The organism is Bradyrhizobium guangzhouense (assembly GCF_004114955.1).
GTDB classification, from domain to species: domain Bacteria; phylum Pseudomonadota; class Alphaproteobacteria; order Rhizobiales; family Xanthobacteraceae; genus Bradyrhizobium; species Bradyrhizobium guangzhouense.
Genome location: NZ_CP030053.1, coordinates 2,381,329 through 2,405,409, shown reverse-complemented (window position 1 = coordinate 2,405,409; position 24,081 = coordinate 2,381,329). Strand labels below are relative to the sequence as shown.

Annotated in this window: 21 protein-coding genes; 8 read left to right on the top strand and 13 right to left on the bottom strand. The window is 63.2% G+C overall.

Annotated elements, in window-relative coordinates:
- Positions 1 to 72: 72 nt before the first annotated feature.
- On the top strand, positions 73 to 3,672 hold the full coding sequence (locus XH91_RS11535; RefSeq protein ID WP_128950706.1) for an autotransporter outer membrane beta-barrel domain-containing protein: 3,600 nt from the start codon (positions 73 to 75) through the stop codon (positions 3,670 to 3,672).
- Positions 3,673 to 3,836: 164 nt separating this feature from the next.
- On the opposite strand, the gene gspM is transcribed toward XH91_RS11535, so the two are convergent.
- From gspM to XH91_RS11490, 9 genes are read right to left on the bottom strand one after another with little or no spacing between them, the layout of a single operon-like run.
- Positions 3,837 to 4,439 (bottom strand): type II secretion system protein GspM, encoded by a 603-nt coding sequence (gene gspM / locus XH91_RS11530; RefSeq protein ID WP_245477307.1) that lies wholly within the window; start codon positions 4,437 to 4,439, stop codon positions 3,837 to 3,839.
- Positions 4,436 to 5,470 carry a PilN domain-containing protein gene (locus tag XH91_RS11525; RefSeq protein WP_164938264.1) on the bottom strand — a complete coding sequence of 345 codons (1,035 nt, stop codon included), beginning with the start codon at positions 5,468 to 5,470 and terminating at the stop codon, positions 4,436 to 4,438. Before XH91_RS11525 ends, gspM begins: the two co-directional genes overlap by 4 nt.
- 1 nt (position 5,471) lies before the next feature.
- Positions 5,472 to 6,389 carry a type II secretion system minor pseudopilin gene (locus XH91_RS11520; RefSeq protein ID WP_128950704.1) on the bottom strand — a complete coding sequence of 306 codons (918 nt, stop codon included), beginning with the start codon at positions 6,387 to 6,389 and terminating at the stop codon, positions 5,472 to 5,474.
- Positions 6,386 to 7,135 (bottom strand): general secretion pathway protein GspJ, encoded by a 750-nt coding sequence (locus tag XH91_RS11515; protein ID WP_245477306.1) that lies wholly within the window; start codon positions 7,133 to 7,135, stop codon positions 6,386 to 6,388. Before XH91_RS11515 ends, XH91_RS11520 begins: the two co-directional genes overlap by 4 nt.
- Positions 7,132 to 7,530: a type IV pilus modification PilV family protein gene (locus XH91_RS11510; RefSeq protein WP_128950703.1), complete on the bottom strand. Its 399-nt coding sequence runs from the start codon at positions 7,528 to 7,530 to the stop codon at positions 7,132 to 7,134. Before XH91_RS11510 ends, XH91_RS11515 begins: the two co-directional genes overlap by 4 nt.
- The gene (locus tag XH91_RS11505) at positions 7,508 to 8,035 is read right to left on the bottom strand and encodes a prepilin-type N-terminal cleavage/methylation domain-containing protein (protein ID WP_430644525.1); all 528 of its coding nucleotides are present in this window, start codon (positions 8,033 to 8,035) and stop codon (positions 7,508 to 7,510) included. Before XH91_RS11505 ends, XH91_RS11510 begins: the two co-directional genes overlap by 23 nt.
- Positions 7,998 to 8,453, bottom strand: coding sequence for a type II secretion system major pseudopilin GspG (gspG, locus tag XH91_RS11500; protein WP_128950702.1), 456 nt, complete (start codon positions 8,451 to 8,453; stop codon positions 7,998 to 8,000). Before gspG ends, XH91_RS11505 begins: the two co-directional genes overlap by 38 nt.
- 24 nt (positions 8,454 to 8,477) lie before the next feature.
- On the bottom strand, positions 8,478 to 9,689 hold the full coding sequence (locus XH91_RS11495; RefSeq protein ID WP_128950701.1) for a type II secretion system F family protein: 1,212 nt from the start codon (positions 9,687 to 9,689) through the stop codon (positions 8,478 to 8,480).
- 20 nt (positions 9,690 to 9,709) lie between these two features.
- On the bottom strand, positions 9,710 to 11,395 hold the full coding sequence (locus XH91_RS11490; RefSeq protein WP_430648547.1) for a GspE/PulE family protein: 1,686 nt from the start codon (positions 11,393 to 11,395) through the stop codon (positions 9,710 to 9,712).
- A gap of 137 nt (positions 11,396 to 11,532) precedes the next feature.
- Here XH91_RS11490 and gspD point away from each other — a divergent pair, with 137 nt between their 5' ends.
- Entirely contained in the window at positions 11,533 to 13,923 is a 2,391-nt protein-coding gene (gspD, locus tag XH91_RS11485; RefSeq protein WP_128950699.1) for a type II secretion system secretin GspD, read from the top strand.
- A gap of 4 nt (positions 13,924 to 13,927) precedes the next feature.
- Positions 13,928 to 14,524 carry a prepilin peptidase gene (locus tag XH91_RS11480; protein WP_128950698.1) on the top strand — a complete coding sequence of 199 codons (597 nt, stop codon included), beginning with the start codon at positions 13,928 to 13,930 and terminating at the stop codon, positions 14,522 to 14,524.
- 110 nt (positions 14,525 to 14,634) lie between these two features.
- Here XH91_RS11480 and XH91_RS11475 read toward each other — a convergent pair whose 3' ends face one another.
- Complete coding sequence (locus XH91_RS11475; protein ID WP_128950697.1) at positions 14,635 to 15,042, bottom strand: tetratricopeptide repeat protein; 408 nt, start codon at positions 15,040 to 15,042, stop codon at positions 14,635 to 14,637.
- Positions 15,043 to 15,491: 449 nt separating this feature from the next.
- Between XH91_RS11475 and XH91_RS11470 the strand changes: the two genes are divergently transcribed.
- Both XH91_RS11470 and XH91_RS11465 read left to right on the top strand, forming a co-directional pair.
- Positions 15,492 to 17,051, top strand: a complete 1,560-nt coding sequence (locus tag XH91_RS11470; RefSeq protein ID WP_128950696.1) for a hypothetical protein — start codon at positions 15,492 to 15,494, stop codon at positions 17,049 to 17,051.
- Positions 17,052 to 17,174: 123 nt separating this feature from the next.
- The gene (locus tag XH91_RS11465) at positions 17,175 to 17,870 is read left to right on the top strand and encodes a WbqC family protein (RefSeq protein ID WP_128950695.1); all 696 of its coding nucleotides are present in this window, start codon (positions 17,175 to 17,177) and stop codon (positions 17,868 to 17,870) included.
- Positions 17,871 to 17,961: 91 nt separating this feature from the next.
- On the opposite strand, the gene XH91_RS11460 is transcribed toward XH91_RS11465, so the two are convergent.
- Positions 17,962 to 18,966, bottom strand: a complete 1,005-nt coding sequence (locus XH91_RS11460; RefSeq protein ID WP_245477304.1) for a right-handed parallel beta-helix repeat-containing protein — start codon at positions 18,964 to 18,966, stop codon at positions 17,962 to 17,964.
- Positions 18,967 to 19,340: 374 nt separating this feature from the next.
- On the opposite strand from XH91_RS11460, the gene XH91_RS11455 reads away from it, so the two are divergent.
- The 3 genes from XH91_RS11455 to XH91_RS11445 all read left to right on the top strand — a co-directional run bounded on the left by XH91_RS11455 (position 19,341) and on the right by XH91_RS11445 (position 22,286).
- Complete coding sequence (locus tag XH91_RS11455; RefSeq protein ID WP_128950694.1) at positions 19,341 to 20,309, top strand: glycosyltransferase family 2 protein; 969 nt, start codon at positions 19,341 to 19,343, stop codon at positions 20,307 to 20,309.
- On the top strand, positions 20,296 to 20,937 hold the full coding sequence (locus tag XH91_RS11450) for a methyltransferase domain-containing protein (protein ID WP_128950693.1): 642 nt from the start codon (positions 20,296 to 20,298) through the stop codon (positions 20,935 to 20,937). Before XH91_RS11455 ends, XH91_RS11450 begins: the two co-directional genes overlap by 14 nt.
- Positions 20,938 to 21,212: 275 nt before the next feature.
- On the top strand, positions 21,213 to 22,286 hold the full coding sequence (locus XH91_RS11445; RefSeq protein WP_128950692.1) for an acyltransferase family protein: 1,074 nt from the start codon (positions 21,213 to 21,215) through the stop codon (positions 22,284 to 22,286).
- Positions 22,287 to 22,358: 72 nt separating this feature from the next.
- On the opposite strand, the gene XH91_RS11440 is transcribed toward XH91_RS11445, so the two are convergent.
- Positions 22,359 to 23,264 (bottom strand): glycoside hydrolase family 32 protein, encoded by a 906-nt coding sequence (locus tag XH91_RS11440; protein WP_128950691.1) that lies wholly within the window; start codon positions 23,262 to 23,264, stop codon positions 22,359 to 22,361.
- A 29-nt stretch (positions 23,265 to 23,293) separates the two neighbouring features.
- On the bottom strand, positions 23,294 to 23,962 hold the full coding sequence (locus XH91_RS11435) for an acetyltransferase (RefSeq protein WP_128950690.1): 669 nt from the start codon (positions 23,960 to 23,962) through the stop codon (positions 23,294 to 23,296).
- Positions 23,963 to 24,081 lie beyond the last annotated feature (119 nt).

Sequence of the window (24,081 nt, the reverse complement as noted above, 5' to 3'; positions counted from 1 at the left end):
AGGCGACACCGTGGGATCATGCCGCCGGAACGTTATCGCTCCCGATTTGCTTTAGAGATTTGCGAAGGGCAGATGGCCAACTCGATCATTGCGCCTCGAAGGATTGATGGCCGCCTGCCCGCCGTCATCAGGCATTCACTGGCGACACTGCTAGCAACCACGGCGCTCGGCGTCGTCGCCGCGCATGCGGTCGATGGCACCTGGGTTGGCGCCACCTCCGACTGGACCGATCCGACGAACTGGTCGAGCCCCACCGTGCCGGACGGGACCGCAACCTTCGGTAACACCGGAAGCGCCGCCGTCGATAACAACAACGGCATCATCACGATCAGCACGGTCCTGTTCAACGGCACCGCTCAGGCCTACACGGTCACTGTCGGTAACCCGTTCATCGTCAACGGGACAGGCATTATCAACAATTCCGGCAATGCGCAGAATTTCGGAGTCACCTCCGGCAACAATCTGGTGTTTCAGCAGAACAGCACCGCGAGTGGCGGCACCGGCGCGGTGACCATCACCAACGCGACCGGCGGCACCGTCAACTTCATCCAGAACAGCACGGCGGGGTCGGTGACCCTCATCAACAACAGCTTCGTGACGTTCGAGGATTTCGCCTCGGCTGGCACCTCACAAATCACCAACAATGCGAACGGCCAGATCGACTTCTTCAGCAACGCAACGGCCGCCGGCTCCACCATCATCAACGCGGCATCCGCGACGCTGAACTTCCACAACAACACCACCGCTGGCACGTCGAGCATCACCAACAGCGGCTCGCTGAACTTCGACGGTTCCGCTACTGCAGGCAGCTCCACCATTACGACCAACAATCTCGCCACCACGAGCTTCACCGCCACGGCGAGCGGCGGCAACGCGCGCTTCATCACCAATGCCGGCGGCACGGTCGACATTTCCGGCCTGACCAATGGCGGCATGACCGCAGGCTCGATCGAGGGCGCGGGCAATTATGTGCTCAGCGCCAACACGCTGACCACCGGCAGCCTCAACACCTCGACCCAGGTCGACGGCGTGATCTCCGGCACCGGCGGCGGCCTGACCAAGGTCGGCACCGGCAAACTGACGCTGACCGGCGGCGACACCTACACCGGCGCGACGACGGTCTCGTCAGGAACGCTGGCGCTGTCGGGCTTCGGCGACATCTCGTCATCGAGCGTCGTGACGGTGAATGCGACGTTCGATATCTCGGCGATGACCCCGTCGTTCGCCCCCATCACGACCCTTGCCGGCAGCGCGAGCGGCATCGTCAATTTGGGCACCAAGGGCCTGTTCATCATCAACGGCTCGACCGAGTTTGCCGGCGTGATCCAGGGCACCGGGGGGCTGGAGGTCTTCGGCGGAACGCAGACGCTGTCCGGCGTGAACACCTACACCGACACGACGCAGATCGACGCGGGCGCGACGCTGGCCTTGAAAGGCAGCGGATCGATCGCGAACTCGGCGAGCGTCACCTTCACGCCCGGCGCAGGCGGGACATTCGACATTTCGCAGACGACCACCGGCGCGTCCGTCAATGCGCTGGTCTCCGCCGCCGGCGGCAGCTTCGTTTCGCTGGGATCGAAGACGCTGACGATCACGGGCGGCAGCTTCTTCGGCGGCGTGATCCAGGATGGCGGCATCGGGGGCGGCGTCGGCGGCAACCTCGTCATCGCAAACGGCGCCACGCAGCAGCTCAACGGGATCAACACCTACACCGGCACCACGACCATCGCGGCGGGCGGCGAGCTCGATCTCACCAACGGCGGCAGCGACGGCAGCATCGCAACCTCGCGCGAAGTCATCGCCAAGGGCATCTTCGACATCTCGGCCCTGGCCGCCGGCACCTCGATCAAATCGCTGTCGGGCTCGGGCAACGTCAATCTCGGCGCCAACACGCTGACCATCACCAGCGGCAACGGCATCTTCGCCGGAATCATCGCCGACGGTGGCGCCGGCGGCGGCCTCACCATGGCCGGCGGCACGGAAACCCTGACCGGCGCCAACACCTATGCCGGTGCGACCACGGTGAACGGCGGCAGGCTGCAGGTCGACGGCTCGATCGTCAGTGCGACCACTGTCAACACCGGCGGCACGCTCGCGGGCACCGGCACCGTCGGCAACGTCGCGGTCACCGGCGGCACGCTTGCGCCGGGCCGCAAGGGCGCGATCGGCACGCTGGCGGTCAATGGATCGCTGAGCTTCACCGCCGCCTCGACCTATCTGGTGCAGGTCTCCTCCAGCGCGGCCAGCCTCGCCAACGTCACGGGCGCGGCCACGCTCGGCGGCGCCACGGTGAGTGCTATCTTCGACTCCGGCAGCATCAAGAAGCAGTACACGATCCTGACCGCGACCGGCGGCCTCGGCGGCACCACCTTCAATCCGGCGGTCGTCTCCAACATGCCGGCGCTCAACACCTCGCTGAGCTACGACGCCCATGACGTGTTCCTCAACATCGGCATCAATTTCGCGCCGGGCGGCGGCGGCCTCAACCCCAATCAGCAAAACGTCGCCAACACGCTGACGAACTTCTTCAACTCGACCGGCAGCATCCCCGCGGCCTTCGCCGCGCTGACACCGTCAGGGCTGAGCACCGTCTCGGGCGAGCTCGGCACCGGCATCATCCAGTCTTCGATCAATGCCGACGGCCAGTTCCTGAACCTGATGCTCGATCCGACCATCGCGGGCCGCTCGAGCGGCTTCACCAAGGCAGGCAGCGTCGCGCAATTCGCCGAGAGCGATGACGCCGATGCTTATGCGACCATGCGCCCGGCCACTGCGCGCGAGCGCGAGGCCTTCGCGATGGCGATCAAGGCGCCGCTGCTGTCGGCGCAGCCGATCAATCGCTGGAGCGTCTGGACGGCCGGCTACGGCGGCTCGGCGCAGGTCGGCGGCAATGCCGCGGTCGGCACGCAGGATCTGACGGCGCGGGTCTGGGGCGGCGCGGCCGGCGCCGACTACAGGATTTCGATGGATACGCTGGTCGGCTTTGCGCTCGGCGGCGGCGGGCTGAACTATTCGCTTGCCAATGCGATGGGCACAGGCTCGGCCGACCTTTTCCAGGCCGGAGTCTACGGTCGGCACAATATCGGACCCGCCTATCTTTCGGCCGCGCTGGCCTATGGCTGGCACGACGTCACCACCAACCGCACCCTGATCGGCGCCGACCAGCTCCAGGGCCGCTTCAAGGCCGACACCTTCTCTGCGCGCTTCGAAGGCGGCTATCGCTTCACCACGCCGCTTGTCGGCATCACGCCCTACGCCGCCGCCCAGGTTACGAATTTCAACCTGCCCAACTATTCCGAAGTCAGCCTCAATGGCGGCGGCTTGTTCGCACTGAACTACGCCTCGCAATCGCTGATCGATACCCGCTCCGAGCTCGGCCTGCGCACCGACAAATCCTATGCGATGCAGAACGGTGTGCTGACCCTGCGCGGCCGCGCCGCCTGGGCCCATGACTACAATCCGAGCCGCGCCGTCACCGCGCTGTTCCAGACGCTGCCGGGCACCAGCTTCGTCGTCAACGGCGCCAGGGTCGATGCCGATTCCGCGCTCGTCAGCGCCAGCGCCGAGATGAAATGGCTGAACGGCTTCTCGATCGCCGGCACCTTCGACGGCGAGTTCTCCGGCAACGTCACCAGCTACTCCGGCAAGGGCGTGTTCAAGTACAGCTGGTGAGCGAGGCGACATCGCTTGCCTTGCCCTGCATCGAGAGCGAGACGCGTTTCGCTTGAATTCGACGTGTGCGCCTGCGGGGGCACTTTTCCCCGTCGGGGGGAGGTGAACGGAGCGAGCTGCGCGAGTCAGCGTTCATCAAACGCAGAATGATGAGCGGATTCGGCCTACTTCGCCGCCTGCCACTGGCCGGAGACGCCCAGGATCACCCTGACGCGGCCGCTCGGGGCATCGTTCAGTGCCGTGGTCTGCGGCACCTGGACGTCGAGCTGATCGACGAACAGGAACGGCATCCCGGCCTCGAGATCGTAGAGCACCTTCTGAAGTGCGGGTTGCTCGAGCTCACAGCTGATGACGAGACCGACGAAGCCGTCCTTGGTCTGCGCACCCGACACGTCGACCTGCGACGACTGCACCGAGCCGCCCTGATTGCCGACAGCGGCCGCAACCCGCTGCAACAGATTGGCGCCCGCCACCGTCACCGTCGGCCCTTCCAGGAATGGCGTGCCGGGATGCTCCGCCAGAGCGGCCGCGGCATTCTTGGCGGCGCCCTTGCGACCGCGCAGCTGATCGAGCAGGTCGGACGTCTGCGCCAGGGCCTGGCGATGGGCGATCACGTCGGCGATCGACAGACCCGCCATCAACAGCAGACCCCCCGTCACCGCGAGATAGAGCGTGACCGCGATCGGCGGCGAACTCAGCCACCGCGCCAGCACGTTTCCGCTTGCGATCCCGCTGCCGCTCATGCCGCTTTTCATGGCGCCGGTCATGGCGCGTTCCTCGGCTCGACCTGCGCTTCGATGTGGAAGCGCTCGCCGGGATCGGAGGGGCTGCGCGTCGTCGGGGCGTAGAAGGTCGCGCGGGTGAAATGCTGGGACTGCTCGATCAGCGGGATCAGCGAGGGTGCATCGCGCGTGATGCCGGCGATCTGGAGCTTGTTGCCGGCCAGATGCATCTCGGTGACGTAGGTGTGGTCAGGCAGCAACCGGCTCAGCGATTCCAGCACGATCACGCTTGCCGGCGTCTCGTATTTGCGCCGCTCCAGCAGTGCCAGCGGCGAGCGCTCGCCGCCGTCGGCGCCACGGATCGCGGCACGGCGCTGGGTGATCTGCTGCTCGAGCTCACTCTCCTGAGCACTCAGACTATCCGCCATGTAACCCGCGACGATCGAGCCGAGCACAGCCGTGACCGCGGCGACGGCCAGCACCACTTGCAGCGTCCGGCTGAGCCGCACGGGATCGATCGCACCGCGCGATTTCTGCTCGAACACCCTGATCCGCCCGCCGTCAGCCTCCGTCAGAACCGCGATCGCGGATGGATGGAAGCCGGACAGCGCTTCGACATAGCCCATCGCCAGCCGACGCGGTGCGGCCGCAATCATCGTGGTAATGCCCTCGCTGCCTTGCGTCACCGGCGCGCTGCAGCCGAATACCGCCTCCGCAGCGCTCCACGGCGTCAGCCGGTCGATCTGCGCCCGCACGATACCGTCGAGGAAATCGGCCGCGCGCGCCGGCAGCTCCAGCGGGCGGAACAGGAAGCGAGCCGGCCGCAGCACGATCTCGATGCGGCTGCCGCGGACGATCGGCGCGAGATTGGCGCCGGTGAACTTGCCGTCCTCGAACGCGACCTCCCTGGGCGCATTGTCCGGCTTGGAGGCCTCCAGGGCGAACGCGCCGCTGTCGCCCTCGACCAGCCTTACCAGGCGCGGCGACACCATCCGCTCCAGTCCAGAGACCGCGGCACCCGCCACCGTGCCGGTCCAGGTATCGAAAACGGTGCTGATGGAACTGAGCGAGCTCATCTCACAGAGGCTTTCCGGCGGAGCCGTCAAAGGCGTTGTGCCACGACAATACACGATAGGGCTCATCGCCGCTTTCGAGAAGCAGGATGACGATCTCGGCCGAGCTCTGCCGGTGCGACGGCGCTTCGGCCGCGACCGTCACACGGTAGGTCTTCGCGCCCTCGATCGTCGCGCTGGCGCTGCCGGCGAGCCCGACCAGGGATTGCGGGTCGACGCCGGGATCGGCGCGGTCGCGCAGCAGCCGTTGCAAAGTCTCCGGCGTCATGCCGGGCAGTGCCGCCACCACCTGCGGCGCGGCATCCAGCACGTTCACGGTGCGCATGTTGCTGAACACCGTGACGAAGGGCAGCATGCGCTCGATCACGTTGGGGGGAATGCCACGCACCAGCCACAGCTCGTCAGCGTTCTGAAAGGGTGCATGGCGGGGCAGATAGGACGCGCCGAGCGTGCGATAGTAGGAGTCCTCCGGATTGTCCTGGCCGGGCTCCGTCGAGGACCGCCACGCCAGAATCCGGTCGGCATAGTCGGGCGCGTCGGCCGCCGATACGCCGAGCCCGGTCGTCATCAGGCCAATGAGCATCGCCTTCGGCGCGGCGTTGAGATCGATGCGCGCAGCCTCCGAGCGGAATGTCACGGCTATCCGGCCTGCCCCGACGCGGGCGTTGAAGGTGCCGCTGGTCGGGCGCGCCGCCTCGCTCTGCGCGGTGAGCCGATAGGCCGTGAGCTCGAGGCCCGCGTTCATTAGTGCATCGGCCTGCAACCGGTCGGTGTTCACGGCAACCGTCACCGCCGTGTTGGTGACATAGGTCAGGTAGATCAGCGCGAGCGTGGCGAGCGCCGCCAGCATCCAGAGCACCACGATGACGATGAAGCCACGGTCGTCGCCAATTGCAGCCCGATTCTGAGCCCTGCCGCTCACAGCTGCGGCTCCTGTTTCTGCGCCTGCTGCGGCCTGGGGCCCGTCACGCAGGTCGTCGGGTTCTTGGCGCGCGCGCATTCGGCGGGCGCATTGATGTGCAGCACCGTCGCCGCCGACACGGCCAGCACCTGGCCGGAGGCGCCATCGCGCACCGTGATGCGGATGCGTTCAGGCAGTTGCGACTGGCCGCGCCAGGTCGGCTGCCAGGTCCGATCGGGACCGGCATAGGAGAAGTTCACACGGAATGGCGCGCGGATCAGCACCACCTGGTCGATGAAGCGGATCTGGCCGTCGCTCGGCATCGGCTGGAACGGCGCGCGCTCGCGGACCAGCGCCAGCCCCTGCGCGTCGGCCTTCTCGATGAAGCGAATGAATTCCAGGCCCGGGCGCGCGCTCGGGCCGAGCGCGGTGCGCAGGAAGGTCACCGACAATTCGGCGCCATCGAACAGCGGCACCTTGGCGTCGCCGTTAATGGTCATCTGCTCGGCGACCGAGAGATCGGCAACGATGCGGTCGAGCCCGGTGGCGAGACGCTCTGCGCGCTGCACCCGCGCGATGCCGCGATTCCAGTTCGGCATCCACTGCGCCGTGACGGTCGCGAGCGCGGCCAGGATCACGGTCATCAGCAGCGTCGCCAGCAGGACTTCGAGCAGCGTGAAACCCGCTTCGGATCCGAGCGCGCGGCGCGACCGTCGCGTCATGCGCTTCATGGCGTGGATCATTGCGCTGGTCATTGCGTCGGTCATTGCGTAGACCTTGGCACCAGCTTCACCGTCGTCACCTGGATCGCGCCGCCGTCTCTGCCCTGGAGGCGCAGATTGACCGCAAGCGGCACGAAGCGGTCGGTGGCGGGATTGCCGCCGGCGACGTTCATCGGCGCGATATCGACCCGCCAGCGGCTGCCGGCCAGCTGGCCGTTCTGCCGGCCGGGCTTCAGCAGTCCGCGCGCGGGCAAGTCTGCAAGCAAGGTCTCCGCCGTTCCCGATAGCGCCAGACGCTGGTCGATCGAGCGCGTGCCCCTGACCGTGACTGAGACTACCGAGCCGATGGTCCCAAGCACGATGGCGATGATCGCGAGCGCAACCAGCGTCTCGATCAAGGTGAAGCCGGCGGCGCCGTTAGAGCAGCTTCTGCGGGACAATCTCGACGCCTCCGGTCAGCCAGTTGACCCGCACCTCGTAGCCCATGCCCGGCCGCGCCAGCGCGATCGTCCCGCCGCACGACATGCCCGACGGAAAGAAGTCGATCGACCGTCCCGTCGCGTGATCGGCGCAGCGCGCGGCAAGCGTCGCCTGCACGACGACGTCGCGCGGCAGGCGGATGGTCTGCCCGGTGACGCCGGAGCGGATCGCGCGCCCCTCCGCATCCACCTGGGTTGCGACCCTGACCTGGCGGCGCAGCGCAGCGTTGCGATCGGATTTCAGTAACGCCGCGGTCTCGACCGCGTAGCTCTCGAGCTTGGCTCGGGTCGTCGAGCGCGGGATCGCCGGCAGGATGATTGCTGCGAGCAGGCCGATGATCGCGAGCACGCAGAGGATCTCGATCAGCGCGAAACCTTGCTGATCGAAGCCTTCTTGCCGATCGAAGGCTTGCACCTCACGATCAGGTTCAGCGTCCGCCGCTGACGATGTCGGCTGCTGTTCCACTGCCGCCTTCCTGCCCGTCTGATCCGAGCGAGATGATCTCGTAGGGAGCGCTCGCGCCCGGTGACCGATAGACATAGCCGTGGCCCCAGGGATCGTTGGGCACGACGCCACCGCGCAGGTACGGCCCGTTCCAGCCGGCCTGGTTGTTGCTTCGCGTCAGGCCGGCGAGGCCTTCATTCGAGGTCGGATAGCGGCCGAGATCGAGGTAGTAGAGATCGAGCGCACTGGAGAAGCTTTCGATTTGGATCTTCGCCGCCTTGGCCTTGGACTCGCTGAGATAGTTCAACACCCGCGGGCCGACCAGCGCCATGATCATGCCGATGATGGTGATGACGACGAGCATCTCGACCAGGGTGAAGCCGGCCTCGCCGCCGGCCCCGCGCCGCTGACGACGCCTCGACGGTGGATGTCTGGTCACTTCAAGCCCTCCCATTCCCTCGATCTAACCGACAAGCTGGCTCACCGACATCAGCGCGGTCATCACCGATGTGATCAGACCGCCGACGACGAGCGAGATCGCAATGATCGCCGCAGGCCCGGCAATGCCGACCGCGCGATCGAGCGTGCGTTGCAGCTTCGACTCGTAAAACTCGGCGACCCGGCCTGACAGCATCGGCAACTGCCCGGTCTCGTCGCCCAATCTCAGCATGCGGACAGCCATGGGCGGCAACGCGTCCGTTTCCGCCAGCGCATCGGAGAGTTTTGAGCCGTGGCGGACACGGTCGGCGGCATCGCTCCAGACCGTGGATGCCCCCGTTGTCGCCATCATGTCAATAAGGATGCGCAGCGTGGTGGTGGGATTGACGCCGCTCCCCAGCAACAAGCCGAGATTGCGGCAGAACAGCGCCGTACGATACGCGCCCATCACGTTGCGGATGGCCGGCAGCCGCACGAGAGCGTTGGTCAAACCGCGACGGACACGCTCCTGCCGCAGCACGAGCCACAGCGTTGCGATCGTCGCAGCAAGGCCGGCCAGCACCAGCTCCGAATTGCTGCGCAGAAAAGTCGATATGTTCAGGAACACGCCGACCACAGGATCGACCTTGGCGCCGAAATCCTGCAGGACGCCGGCAAACTGCGGCAACACGAACGTCAGGAAGAACAGCAGCACGCAGCCGGCCGCGCCGAGCACGAAGAGCGGATAGCGGATCGCATCGGTGAGGCGCCGCCTCAGCGCCTCGGCGCGCGCCCGTTCGCCCGACAACACCTCCAGCACCTGGTCCAGCGACCCCGACGCCTCGCCGACCCGCACCAGCGCAATATACATCGGCGGAAACAGTCCCTCATGCCGTGCCAACGCTTCGGCAAAGCTCTCGCCTGAGACGACGCGCGCGCGGATGTCGGCGACAACGGGCAGCAGCCGACCGAAATCCGGATCGGCCGCAAGCAGCTCCAGTGCGTCATTGATGCGGGCGCCGGCGCGCAGCAGCAGCGCGAGGTCGCGCGTGAGAATGGTGACGTCTTCCGGCTTCGGCCTGTTGAACAGCCTGAGCACGCTGCCGGCCGCACCGCCCTCCTCCGGGGTGACGTTGTCGACCAGCACCAGGCCGAGCCGCTCGATCCGCGACGCCACGTCGCCCGGCGCCGGCGCGGCTATGGCTCCGGAGACCAGTTCGCCGTCGGCATTGAGAGCGCGGTAGCGATAGTTCGGCATTATGTCTAGCGCTCCCAGGTCTAGCGCACCGTCGTGACGCGGAAGACTTCGGGCACCGTCGTCAGTCCGGCCCTGCATTTGGCCACCGCATCCTCCAGCATCGTCGTCATGCCGCCCCGCATCGCGGCGGCGTCGACGGAGTGCGAGTCGGTCTGCGGCCCGATCAGTGCACGCACCTCGTCGGACATTTCGAGAAGCTCGAATACGCCGTTACGACCGCGATAGCCGGTGCCACCGCAGCGTTCGCAGCCGCCGGCCTCGTGCACCACCTCGCCGCACTTGAAGCCGATCACGGCAAAGCGCGGATCCCTGGCGAGATCGGCCTCGGTCAACGTGTGCGGCACCTTGCAACGGTCGCACAGCATGCGCACCAGCCGCTGCGCCACGACTGCGCGCAGCGTCGATTTGAGCAGAAACCCTTCGATGCCGAGATCGATCAGGCGCGGCACGGCCGCCGCCGCGGTCTCGGTATGAAGCGTCGTCAGCACGAGATGGCCGGTGAGCGCGGCATGGATCGCGATATGCGCCGTCTCGGCGTCGCGGACCTCGCCGACCATGATGACGTCGGGGTCCTGGCGCACGAAGGCGCGCATCGCCGAGGCGAAGGTCAGGCCGATCGACGGCTTGACCTGGGACTGATTGATGCCGGGAATCTCGTACTCGACGGGGTCCTCGATGGTGAGGATCTTCCGCGTCGGCTCGTTGAGGATCGACAGCATGGTGGCAAGCGTCGTGGTCTTGCCGCTGCCGGTCGGTCCGGTGATCACGATCATGCCGTGCGGCATGGCGAGCAGCCGGGTCATCACATTCTCGTCGCGCGCGCCGAGCCCGAGCTTGCTCATCTCGAGGAGCCCGCGGTCGCGCGGCAACAGGCGGATGACCGCGCTCTCACCATGCTGCGTCGGCATGGTGGCGACGCGGACGTCGAGCTCGCTGCGTCCGACGCGCACGCGCGCTGCGCCGTCCTGCGGCAGGCGCCGTTCCGCGATGTTGAGGCTGGCGAGAATCTTGATGCGCGAGATCAGCGCCTGTGGCGGGATGCCATGCGGTGACGACAGCGCGCGCAGGAGACCGTCGACGCGCATGCGCACTACCAGCCCGGCGCGGAACGGCTCGACGTGAATGTCGCTGGCGCGCAGGTCGACCGCGCGCTCCAGCAGATCGTTGAGGGCGCGAACCACCGGCGCGCCGCTGGCGAGATCGCGCAGGCTCTCGATGTCGTCGTCTGATTGCACCGCGCGGCCGGTGCCCTGGTCTGCATTCGCATCGTCGGCATCGGCTCGCTGATCGAGGACCGTGGTAATGTCCTCATATGACGCCACGACGACATCGACCGCCGTTCCGAACACGATTTCCGCAGCCCGAATGGCAGCCGTATCGGAGGGATCGGCGACCGCCAGACGAAATCCGCCGTCCGGCGCGCCGAATGGAAAAATGGTCGATTCCCGGAGAAATCGACGCGAAAAGCCTTCGAGGCGAGGCGTCGTCGTCAGTAGTTGCGGAAGACTCAGCCGCGGCAGGGCGAAATAATCCGACACCTCATCGGCGAACTCGGCCGCCGACAGATCGGTGGCCTCCCAAAACTCGCGCAACGGACGTACGAGCGCGGGATTGGCGGTTTTTTCCACACGGACATGGGCGCGCGGCGGCATTGAGTATTTTTCAAGAAGATGCTGCCGGAAGCTGTCGGCGGAACGGTCTCGCATCGCATTCACAGCGTTGACCTTGTTACTTGAATGCAACAGCTTCAACGGGCACGGGAGGTCCTTTGCCCTTGACTTATTTCTTAGCAAAAACATAATCGTGGCGCAAATTATTGCGCGTCCGAACCAAGGGGGATCGGATGCTGTTTCCAGTCACTTCCAGAGTTGGCAGGCGTACCTTGTTTGAAGTGGTCCAACCGCTTTTGCGCCGCCGCGCAGCGTTGACTGGAATGATTTTGCTGTTGTCGACGGCCGTCCTGCTCACGGGATGCATCGTCACCGCCGATCAGTCGATCGAAGCCGATCCAAAGGATCCGCGCGCCCAGGACCTCGTCGACAAGATCCGGGGCATCGATCTCCAGCCGCGCCAACTTGCGGATACCGGAAGCAGCGGCATCTCCCAGCCGAAATCGTCGAAGCCCGCGATTTATCTGAGCGATGGTGCAACGCCGCAAGGCGGCGCGCTGGTCGAGCGCGACGATGGCGGCGGCAGCGGCTACGACCTCAATTTCGAGAACGCACCCGTGGCGACCGTCGCAAAGGTCATCCTTGGTGACGTTCTCAACGTCGGCTACACCATCGATCCCCGCGTGCAGGGGACCGTGACGCTCGCCTCGGTGCGGCCGGTCCCCAAGGCGGACGCGGTCTATGTGCTGGAGAACGCGCTGCGCATGTCCGGCGTCGCGCTGGTGCGCGACCGCACCGGCTATCGTCTGCTGCCGGCGCCGGAGGCCGGCCCCGGCGGCATCGACCGCTCCGCGAGCACCGAGGCCGGCCAGGGCATCACTGTCGTGCCGCTGCGCTACACCTCGGCGCAAAACATCTTCAAGCTGCTCGACGCCTTCGGCGTGAAGGCTTCGACCATGCGTGCCGACAATTCGCGCAACACCCTGATCGTATCGGGCAGCGGGACCGATCGCGCGACGGCGGTTGACACTATTCTGTCGTTCGACGCCGACTGGATGCGCGGACAATCCGTCGGCGTCTTCCCCGTGCAGAATTCCGCGCCCGAGCCCGTGATCTCCGAGATCGAGAAGATCATGGATTCCGGCGAAGGCGGGATGGGCCAGAACGTCATCAAGATGCAGGCGATCGCACGGCTCAATGCGATCCTCGTCGTCAGCCAGAAGCCGGAATATCTGAAGCGCGCCCAGACCTGGATCGCGCGGCTCGACCGTTCCGACACCGACGGTGTGAACCTGAAGTCCTATCCGCTGCGCTACGGCAACTCGAAGTTGGTCGTGTCGATGTTGAACGATATGCTGTTCAACCAGAGCTCGACGAGCAACACCTCGCTCGACAGCGCCTCGAGCCAGGTCGCGCCCGGCGCGGGCCTTTCGACGTCCTCGTCCGGCAATCCGGTCGCCGCACTCAGCGCGATGCCGACCGCCGCGGCCGGCGCGGCAACGCCCGTGACCGGACCTGCGGGATCCGCGCTCGGGACCCGCCCCGCTCCGGCTGCGTCGGCAACACCGGCGCAGGGTCAGGACAACGGCCTCGGTGCACCGGGCGGAAGCGGTTCGAAGTCTGGCATCACCAGCATCCTGCAGAATGTCCGGATCACCGCCGATGTCACCAACAATGCCGTTCTCGTCTATGCCAATCAGGATGCGCAGCGCATCGTCGAGCAGACCATCCGCCAGATCGACCGGCCGCAGCGCCAGATCGCGATCGAGGCGACGATTGCCGAGGTGACGCTGAACGACCAGTTGAACTACGGCGTGCAGTTCTTCCTGGCGAGCCAGAAGGGCTCGATCTCCAACACCATCTCCGGTGTCAGCAATGCCGCAAGCGTCGGCAGCGGTGCGGTCCAAGCGGCGTCAAACGCCGTCAACGCCGCGGGCGGCGCGCTGCTCGGACGTGTCCTGCCGGGCTTCAACTTCCTGATCGGCTCCGAGAACTCGCCGCGGGTCATTCTCGACGCGTTGCACGGCATCACCGACGTCAAGGTGCTGTCGAACCCGTCATTGGTGGTGCTGGACAACCAGGCGGCGACGTTGCAGGTCGGCGACCAGGTGCCGTTCTCCACGGGCACCGCGACCGTGCTGACCGCCAACAACACTGTCGTCAATACCATCGACTACAAGAACACCGGCATCATCCTGCGCGTGCTGCCGCGCGCCAACGCCAACGGCAATGTCGTGCTCGACATCGAGCAGGAAATCTCCAGCGTGGCCGCCGGCAGCGCCAATTCGCTGACGCCGACGATCTCGCAGCGTCGTGTCAAGAGTTCGATTGCGGTGGCCAGCGGGCAGACGGTGCTGCTCGCCGGCCTGATCAGCGAGACCGAGAACAAGCAGCGCCAAGGCATTCCCGTCCTGGATTCCATTCCCGGCGTAGGCGATGCCTTCTCGCATCAGACCAACGCCCGAGCCCGTACCGAGCTGATCCTGTTCATCCGCCCGACCGTGATCAAGGATGGCGTCGATGCACATGTCATCGCCGAGGAGATGCGCAGCAAGATGAACGGCCGCCTGGTCGGCACCAGCAATCCCGTGGTCACCGTGAGCGCGCCCAGGGCGGCGCGCTGACGGCGTGACCGAGGACGATGCGCAGGACGGGATCGGCGCCCCGCTGGTCCTCAGCTGCGCGCTGATCGTCGGGGTGTTCGCAAGCCTCGTGACGGCGCCCGCCGCGGAAGGCATCTACGGCGCGTTCCTCGCCGCCTTGATGCTCGCCATCGCTGCGCATGATGCCCGCCACTATTTGATCCCCAACGAGCTGACAGGTGCCGCCTTCGCACTCGCGCTGCTCCGCGCTGCCACCGTGGTGCCCGATGTCGGCGCCCGGGCTCTGCTCTGGCCGGTCGCGCGCGCCCTCGCCGTGGCGCTCCCGCTGCTGCTCCTGATGCTGGCCTATCGGCGCTGGCGCGGCCGCGACGGGCTCGGGCTCGGCGACGTCAAGCTCGCGGCCGTCTGCGGCGCCTGGCTGGATCTTGCGGCGGTGGCGGCGGTGATCGAGTTTGCCGCGCTGCTCGCGATCGGTGCCTATGTCGCCAATGCTGCATGGCAAGGAAAGCCGCTGCGCGGGACAGCGTTCCTGCCGTTCGGGCTGTTCCTCGCGCCATCGATCTGGATCGGCTGGCTGGCCGAGACCTGGTATCTGAACTGGCTGGGCGGCTGGCCCGGTTAACGCCCGGGGCACGGAGGCTGAATCGCTACGACCGCGCAAATCGCGGCCGCCGACTTCCACCGTGCATGGGGTTGTTTTCGTTTGTTTGCCGGGGCCCCGGCCTGACGCCATCAGCGCTCGCGGCTTGGCGCCCATTCCAGCGCCCGCAGACGGGCCTGGGCGATCTGTCCGCGCGTCATCTTGGTGGTGACGGCGTCGCGGATCCGGGCCCGGGACTCGCGCACCCGCGGCGGCGAGGCCGCGGTCGACAGGTTCAGCCATTTGGAGGCTTCGACAATGTCCCGCGGCACGCCCTGACCGCGATCATAAAGCAGGCCGAGCGAATATTGCGCGCGGCTGTCGCCCTGCTCTGCCGCTCGGCGGTACCACATCGCAGCTTCCGTGTAGTTCTGCGGCACGCCGCGACCGGTCTCGAACAGGAAACCGAGATAGGTCTGCGCAGAGGCGTTGCCGCGCTCCGCAAGCGGAATGAAGATGCGGGACGCCGTCACAAAATCCTGGCGCTGGTAGGCGGACATGCCTTGGCCGAGCGATTGGGCCCGGGCAAGAGTGCCGCTTGCGGCCACGAGAGTCACGAGGCTAGCTGCCACGAGCCGGCGTCGGAGCCACAACTTCTTGCTAAGGCCTTGATTGCGGCCGTTCGTGCTCATCGTCCATCGTCCCGTCGATTATGCTGGAGACACACTATTATCGAGCGGCGATGAAATCCATACGCCTGCCTTGCCTGAGGTCTCGCTCGCCAATGCTTAAAGCTCGGTGCAACAATCCAACATGGTGCGGCGATTGCCATTACTTTCTCGTTCCATTATGCCCGCTGATGATAGGCGTGGAAGATTGGCTTGCCGATCGGCCGCGGTGGGTATAACCGGCAGGCCGACAGTTCCTCCGACCAATGAAGATGAGTTTTTCAGTCCTGCTACCGACCACCCCGGGAATGCGCGACCGCTCGCCGAGCCGCGACCTCCTGATGGCCGCGACAATCGCTGTCGGCTGGACGATCCTGCTATGTGCAACTTTCGATCCAAAATGGGAAACCAACGACGATGTCGCGATGTCGATGGTCGCTCACGGGTATGGCATTGCCGATCACGGCTCGGCTCGCCTGTTCTTTTCCAACGTACTGTGGGGCATTATCGTCCGCAGCCTTCCCTCGGTCGACGGCATACTCGGCTACTCCATCGCGACATTGCTATCACTGGCCTTAGCTGGTGCCGCGACCGTCTATTTCTTACTGCGCCTGGGTGTCAGGCCGATGGTCGCCACCTTGGTCCTGACCATCGTCTTCACGCGCCCCATCCTTATTCCGCAGTTCACCGAGACAGCTGGATTGCTAGGTATTGCAGCCGCGCTCGGCCTGCAGGCTTTTTGTCGCCGCCGATCGGTTTACGATCTCGTCGCAGCGTGTTGCCTGGCATTCTTCGCATATCTCATCCGAGACCTTGAATTGGCTCTGGTCTTTGCTGTAGCTCTCCCCCTGTTTCCGTGGCGAAAGTTGGCTAACTCACAGTTGGCTCACCTCGCAACGGCCGTGCTCTTGATTTGCATGGCTGGCGCAACCATCGCTGACGTGCGTGCCTATTCGTCGCCCGAATGGCAGGCCTTCCGGCAGCAGAACCTGGCGCGCGCCCCGCTGACGGATTTTGGCGTCGCCACATTCATCCTGGAACGTCCGGATCTCATGCAGCGTCATGGCTTATCCAGGAACGACGTTCGGCTCATCAGCGATTGGTTCTTCGTCGACCCCCAGCTCTCCAATCCGGAGCTGTTGCTCTCGCTGGTCCGCGAAATTCCGGCGCGGACGATCGTTGAGAGAAACCTCGCCTCCAGTCTCGCTGTCCTTATTGCGGTACCGCAGAGCCCTTTACTCCTGACGCTTACATATGTCGGTATCGTGCTGCTGATGATCCTGCTGCGGCTCCGCCTGTTCGCCGTCTGGGCCCTCTTCTTGGCCGCCATCTTTGCATTTGCGTCGGTCGGACGACCTCCGCCACCTCGCGTCTGCTTCCCCCTGCTCGGACTGCTGATCATTGCCGCCGTCTCCATGCAACCGCAGTTGCCGCGATGGAGGGACCTCGCCCTGACCGCAGCCCTGCTTGCCGGTGCCGTCTTGAACGCGTGGCATCTCATCGGAGAGGCCGCTGCAAACGACCGAGCCATCGCTCTCGCCCGCTTTCAAAAACTCAGCTCCCCGGAATCTACGTTCGTTTGGGGCGACGCGCTGCCATATGAAGTAGTGTTTCCCGTGTTCACGCGCGTGGACGATGTCCGCTCGACCCGAATATACGCCCTGGGAGTGTTGACGCTCGCACCATTCTCTGTCCCCACTAAAGACGAGGCGGCGCACCGGGGCTTTCTCGTGCGATTGCGAACCGAGGCGGGCATTCCTCTGATTGCTGCCCCCGAGCAGCAATCGCTGTTGAACAGGTATTGCAACGAACATCTTGGGACGCCGCTTCGGACGCAGATCAAGACAAAAGGGGAATTATGGTCCGTGGTGAACGCCAGCTGCGCAGGTGCGGCCAAATAACATGTTCACCTCCCGCCGCTATCAAGCAAAGGTCCGGAACGCTAATGCCCTTTTACACACGGCTGGAAAGAGTTAGATAGGCCTGCTCCTCGACGCCCGGGGAATTCTTGACAGGAATGGCAAGTGCTAGTTTCGATCATCCAATCCTGCTACATCCCATGGAAGGGATTTTTTGACCTCATCGGACAGTGCGACGAATACGTCATCTTCGATCGCATGCAATTCGTCAAGCGGCACTGGCACAATCGAAACCGGATCAAAACCGCTAACGGGCTGGAGTGGCTGACGATACCCGTCGTCACGAAGGGGCGCTTTGACCAGGCTATTGACGAGGTCGAGATTGAGAAGCCTTGGGCCGAGAAGCACTGGCGCGCGCTGGAACTGGCCTACCGTCGCGCACCTTTCTTCGAGACCCTGGCACCCCTCGTGCAAGGCTGGTACGAGCGCGCCGACAAGAAGATGCTTCTCACTGACATCAACGAATTGTTCACAAGAGAAATCGCCGCGCTGCTTGGGATGCGAACCCGTATAGTAAGGGATATAGACTATCCCGCAGAGGGGACCAAGACCGCACGACTTCTCGCAATTGCGGCTGCTGCGGGCGCAGACCGCTATCTTAGCGGCCCATCTGCACGCGCTTATCTCGACGAGTCGCTGCTCGCGACCGCCGGTATCGCCACTGAATGGATGAGCTACGAACGATATCAAGAGTATCCGCAGCTCCATGGCCAGTTTGAGCATGCCGTCAGCGTGCTCGACATACTCTTTAACGCCGGTCCCGAAGCGCCGCGTTTCGTCCGCCAAAAAAGTGGGCCCTGACGTCAGGGTCGTTTGATCACGAAGATCCCGGGGCAAGGCCCCGGGATTTGTCCTCTTCGCGCTATGAGAGCTGTCCGCAAGCAAGCAGGATTTATTGTTCACCCAGATTGCTGACAGCACCGCCGGCAGCCGTGGGCGTGGTTCCAAGCGATGTGTTGCCTAGAGTCCGGTTGTTGCCGTAGGTGATGGCCGCTCCATTGAAGCCCGTGGTGTTGAATGTGACGTCGGAGTTCGACAAACGGATGTTGCTGGTCGACTGAACGCCGGTGCCATTCCCTGAAATCGAACTGCTGTCGATGCTGACGGCGCCACCCGAGTCGGCTTCTACACCAGTAGTGTTGCCGGAAAATGCCGAACGTGTGACCATAGCGCTGTTACCATTGGCGGCCGCGATGCCGAACAGGTTGCCGACAACATGACCTCCGTTCACAACGGCCCTGTTTGGACCCGTCGCGACGAGAGCTATCCCAGTTCCAGTATTGTTGCTGATGATGCTGTTGCGGATATAGAGTTGTGTGTTGCCAGCCGTTCGCGCATCACTGATTCCGGATTGCGAGAATTGGGTGATGACGCAATCTTCGATAGATACCGACGCCGCACTCAGGATGCGCACACCGTTGAGACCTGGCGAAGCCGAACCCGCGAGCCCCTGAAGCTGGATGTTGCGGAGAACCACCTTGTCGGTCGTCGCCGCGCTAATGACGATACCATTCGTACCCGCTACCAGGACAGATCCAATCGTAGAGCTGCAATTTAGGGTAATGGATTTGGTAATCGTCACCGCACCATAGCCCGCTGGATCCAGACAGTTGATCTCGCCGAACGCCGCGGTCTTTGAGATCGCGCCAGCGAACGTCTTGCAGGGAGCCGTCCGGCTACAGGGATTAGCATCATCGCCCACTCCCGATACCCAGGTTCGTGATGCCTGAGCATAGGCCGGAGCTGATGCGAGGAACGGCAGGAATAGACCAATGATCAATGCCAGAAACGCTAAACGCCGCATAACGAACCCTCCTTGTTGGCTGAAAGTTCTTTCCAGCTGAAACGAATGCCGTATCGCTTGAATGCCCATCGAATCAAACAGATACGCAAACAACCAAATTTCGGGAAATAAATGAAGACGGGATGCAAGACTGACCGATGGACGGGGCCTTTCTCATATTATGTCCCTCCCTTTGCGACAATGGTTCAATAGCCGTGCATGTTTATTACGTGTCCCGCCGAGGTTGATTCATTCGGTCAATTGCGCATGGTAGCCGCCTGTCGTATGTCCTTGGTGGGTTTAGAACAATTGTGGATCGATGAAAATCTGATGTGCATTGGAAGGCGGCTTCAAGGCTGCGGAAAGACACGCTCCTTTTTGCATAGCAACATTCTTCCCCTGCAGCCACAACGTGTCCGGTGCGCTAAGTCCCCGGCTGGTCGCTCCACGCACGCGGCCAGCGATCCGCCGAAGACAAAGGCTGCCTGATGAAACTCTCGATTGTTACCACGCTCTACTGCTCCGCACCCTACATCGAGGAATTCCACCAGCGTGCGACCGAGGCCGCGCGCAAGATCGCCGACGAGGTCGAGTTGATCATGGTGAACGACGGTTCCCCCGATGAAAGCCTCGATCTTGCCTTGAAGGTGCGCAGCTCGAATCCCGACGTGATCGTGGTCGATCTGTCCCGCAATTTTGGACATCATAAAGCGATCATGACCGGGTTGGCATACGCTTCCGGCGAACTCGTTTTCTTGATCGATAGCGACTTGGAGGAACAACCGGAAGATCTCGCCCGCTTCTACGAGCGATTTTGCCAGGGCGATTGTGACGTCGTGTATGGTGTGCAGCAAAAGCGAAAGGGCGGGCTGCTCGAGCGGATAAGCGGCGCCGTATTTTTTGCATTGGTCGATGCCCTTGGCGATCGCCCATTGCCGCGCAATCTCGTGACTTCGCGACTGATGACAGCCAATTACGTCAAGGCACTGATCCAGCATCGCGATCGAGAGTTCGTCATCTCGGATCTCTGGGAGGTCACCGGATTTCGCCAGATACCCATCGTTGTCGGAAAGCTCGCTGCCTCGCCATCAACTTATTCGATCTGGAAACGCGTCGATCTTGCCGTGAAGCATTTGACGACGTCCTCAATGCGATTGCTGTACCTAGTTTTTTACACGGGGCTGGCGATCTTTACGACATCGATCGGCATCGTCATCTACTTTCTATTCCGTTACCTGACCCATGGGATCGGAGTGAGCGGCTTTACCTCTCAGATCATCTCGCTATGGTTTCTGGGTGGGCTCATCACTCTGATTCTCGGCATTCTTGGGATTTACATTTCAAGTATCCTCGCGGAGACCAAGCGCAGACCCTATACTGTCGTTCGCGCCGTCTATCGTTCCGGCGATGGGACGACCCAAGGACGGAAGCAAGGCTTGCCCCATGAACACCGATAGCTTGCGCCAAGCCCAGATACTGAGCGACGTTGCTGCCTACTATGCTACCAAGCTCGAGGCCCACGGTGCGACGGCGCGGGGCGTCGACTGGAACGGGCCAGAATCGCACCAGCTCCGACACCGGCAGTTTTTGCGATTGATCGAAAACGACCCGGACGGGTCGATCATCGATCTCGGCTGCGGCTTTGGCGACTTCCTGGACTTCTTGAGACGCTCGGGCCATCGCGGCCCATTCATTGGCTACGATATCGCGCCCGACATGATCGAGGCGGCGCGGAGCCTGCATGGTGAAGGTGAGGACCGGCGCTGGCACGTCGGCGCCATGCCGGCTATCGCGGCCGACTTCGCGATCGCCAGCGGGGTCTTCAACGTGAAGGGGACCATCCCGGCCGAGCTCTGGTTGGACTATATCCACCAGACCATGGATGTCCTTGCCGACGCAGGCCGCAAGGGATTTGGCTTCAACATCCTGAGCCTGTCGAGCGATGAGGACCGGCGAAGACCAAATCTGTACTATGCGGACCCTTCGTTAATGCTCGGCTATTGCCTGTCGCGCTACGGCAGATCCGTCGCACTGCTACAAGATTACGGACTGTACGAGTTCACGATCCTAGTGCGGCATCCTTGAATCGGATTAATCGAGTAGCCAGTCTGAGCAGTCGGCGTCGATGACGGTGGTCAAGTCCGCACCAGTCCGCATCAAGTCTTTGAGCCCGGCCGCCTTGCGGGAGCTTCCTGCACTGCTCGGGCTGACACCCCGAAGAACAGGCGGGCGCCAAGCATGAGCTTCTCAGACCAGCTTGACTCTAGGCCGGCATTCGGAATTTTGCGATTGCGACCGCCATCCACCATGGACGTTCCTTCGATAAAGATGTTAGGAAAAGCCCGCAAACGGGAGGGCTAGTGCGACTAAAGTTTCTCGACGGCATGCGCGGATGGGCCTCCGTATTCGTGGTTCTCTTCCACGTCTTTGTTGATGGGTTGTCGCCAGTACCATGGGCCACGCACCTCCGCTATGTGTTGCCGTTCAACGGCGGCATGGCCGTGTTCTGTTTCTTCGTGATTTCAGCGATCTCGCTTTCAGTCGGCTATCTGGCCTCTGGTGAGATCGGTAGCATTGCTCGCATTGCGGCCGCCCGTTATATCAGACTTGCAATCCCGGTCTTTGCCATCTGTCTCTTGGTGCACCTCGTCTTGCTATCAGGCTGGGTCGACAGGTCGGACCGGCTGCCGAACTTTCGCTTCCTGTTCCAGTTTGAGCCGACGCTGAGACATCTTCTGACCTTCGGCCTTTTCGACGTGTTCTTCCGCTACAGCCCCCTTGAGACTTACGCGGGGCCCCTTTGGACCATGCAGCCGGAAATGCTGGGTTCGATAGTTACGTTGGCTGCTGCGATCATCGTCAGGCCGATAAGATTTCGAATAGCCGTCTTGGCCGGCCTCGCAGCCAGCATGTTCTATATGGCAGAAACCTCAACGAGTCAGATGCTGGCTATCTTTCCTCTCGGTATTGCACTTGCCGACGCAATGCTGCGGGGCTGGCTCGACAGGATGTCCGTCTTTATTGCGGCTTTGGCTGCGGTTGCTGGCGGCGTTCTCATTCCTGCTCTGTTTCCCTACAGCGTGCTGGCCTGGGGAATGATCGCCGCTCCTTTGCTGATCGCAGGGTCGATAAGGCTTCCGTCCATTCGCAACCTCATGAGCAATCCAATATCCGAATGGCTTGGATGGCTGTCCTTCCCGCTCTATCTTGTTCATGGGCCCGTGATCTCTTTGGTTGGCGAACCCATGATGCGAAGCAACCCATCAATTGCTTGGGGTCTTACAGTCGACGGCCTCGTCATCGTCGGTTCAATAACGGCCGCTGTTCTGTTCGCACACCTCGTCAATGACCCGGCCGTGCAATTGGCACGGTGGTTCGGAAGCGTGGTCGTGGCGCGCTTGCGGCTTCGGGCCTCCGCAGCCCGATCGGCCTGACAAGATCTAACGGACCTCTTGCGTAGCTTCCGCGTCCACTGCTTGCAGTTACCGGAGTGCGCGGAAGATTACCTAGATAGGCAGCGAAAGGGGTCCGTCCCACACGGCAAGGCCAAACCCAGTCGCCCCATAGCCATTGCCACTATAAGCCATCCAAAGTCGTTCGGCGTGCCAGAACAAGGCCGGGTAGCAGGCCATTTCGCTGTCCCAGCCGCTATCGGATGCATCAAGTCCCATCGTCGAGTCGATCCGCGTCCACTTTGTCCCATCGTCTTGCGAGGCTGCAGCGCCGATGCGATAGTGCGGCCCGCGGCAAGCGAAACACATCAGTAGCGCGCTGCCGACCTTGATCACGCTCGGACGCGCGAGTGCATATTCGGTCTCGTCGGCGAACCCAACGACAGTCCGGCCGTCGCGTGTCCAACGAATTCCGTCGGTCGACCGCGCCTGCTTGATCGCATGTTGCATGTCGGCGTTGCCGACTGCAGCAGCGAGATTCGAACCATACCACATACGCCAATCTTGAGGACCGAGCCGCAACACGCACGGATAAGAAAGGGTGTAAGGGTCCTCCGGTGAACGATCCAGGATCGGACCAGGCGAAAATCGCGTGAAAGGGCCGCCTTTGGAACTGGATCGTGCAAGTCCAATAGCGTTCCGCCATGGCGAGCGCGTCCCGAGATTCCAGCCCATATAGTAGATCAAAAGCTCGCCATCCGTCGCGACGATGCTGCCGATGCCGATGCCGCTGTCGTCGAACGTGCCATCAGGGCCCGGCGCTAACACAGCCCCGCGCTCAACGTCCAAGACGCGGGGCCTTTCGCAGATCTCGACGTCCACCCAACCAACGTACGAACGCTTGTCAGCATCCCGTGAGCTGAAGAACACCCGGAAGGTGTCCCCGACGAGATGAAGCGGAGTGGCCAGAGCCGCATGGCTCCGCGCCCATGAGAGCGTGCCATCCGGAACGTAGACCAAGCCAAGACGTCTCCAGGACATCGCCTGCCTCAAAGATTTCGTAAGCGCGTGCTGGGCACCGCCGAGCGTTCCGAACCGCGCGGGGCTACCACCGAGAAATCCGGCTGGTTCTCTAGCACGAGGGCGCCGGCACCAAGCACGCACTTCTTGCCGATCGTCACATGATCCCGGATCGTGACGTTGACGCCAACAAAGCTTCCCTGCCCGACCCGCACGCCCCCTGACACCACGACGTGGGATGCGAGAAAAACGTCGTCCTCGATAACCGAGTGATGGCCGATATGGTTGCCGCTCCACAAGGTCACATTGGCACCGACCGTCGCGAAAGGCTGGATGGTGTTGTCTTCCAGGATGAAGCAGTTCTCCCTGAGATTGAACAAGGGAAATGTGGTCGCGCTACTGCTCAAATAGCTGACGAGGCCATAACCCTTGGCCTTGAAGGCGGCGACCTTTTCGGTCCGCACGGCGTTGATCTTAGCGTAGCTCACGGCCACGAAGGCGCCGAAACGGTCTGGCGGAAAAGTCTCGGTAACCTCCTCGAACGCAACGACGGGACGCCCCCGAAACTCATGTTGTTTGAGAAAAGCGGCATCGACCGTGAACGCGACCGGTTCATAGCCGGAATCAGCAGTGAAGTAAAAATCGGCCAACTCGGCGATTTCACCAGTTCCGAAGATGACAATCGGGTGCTTTTGCACGATTTCTCCCGCTGCTAGACAAAAATGCGATGATCAGGTTCTTGGATCATGCTTTAGAGCCGCATTCTAGCTTGAAGAGAATAGCGAGGTCCAACGTGTTTGTTTGTACTTGAGCGCAG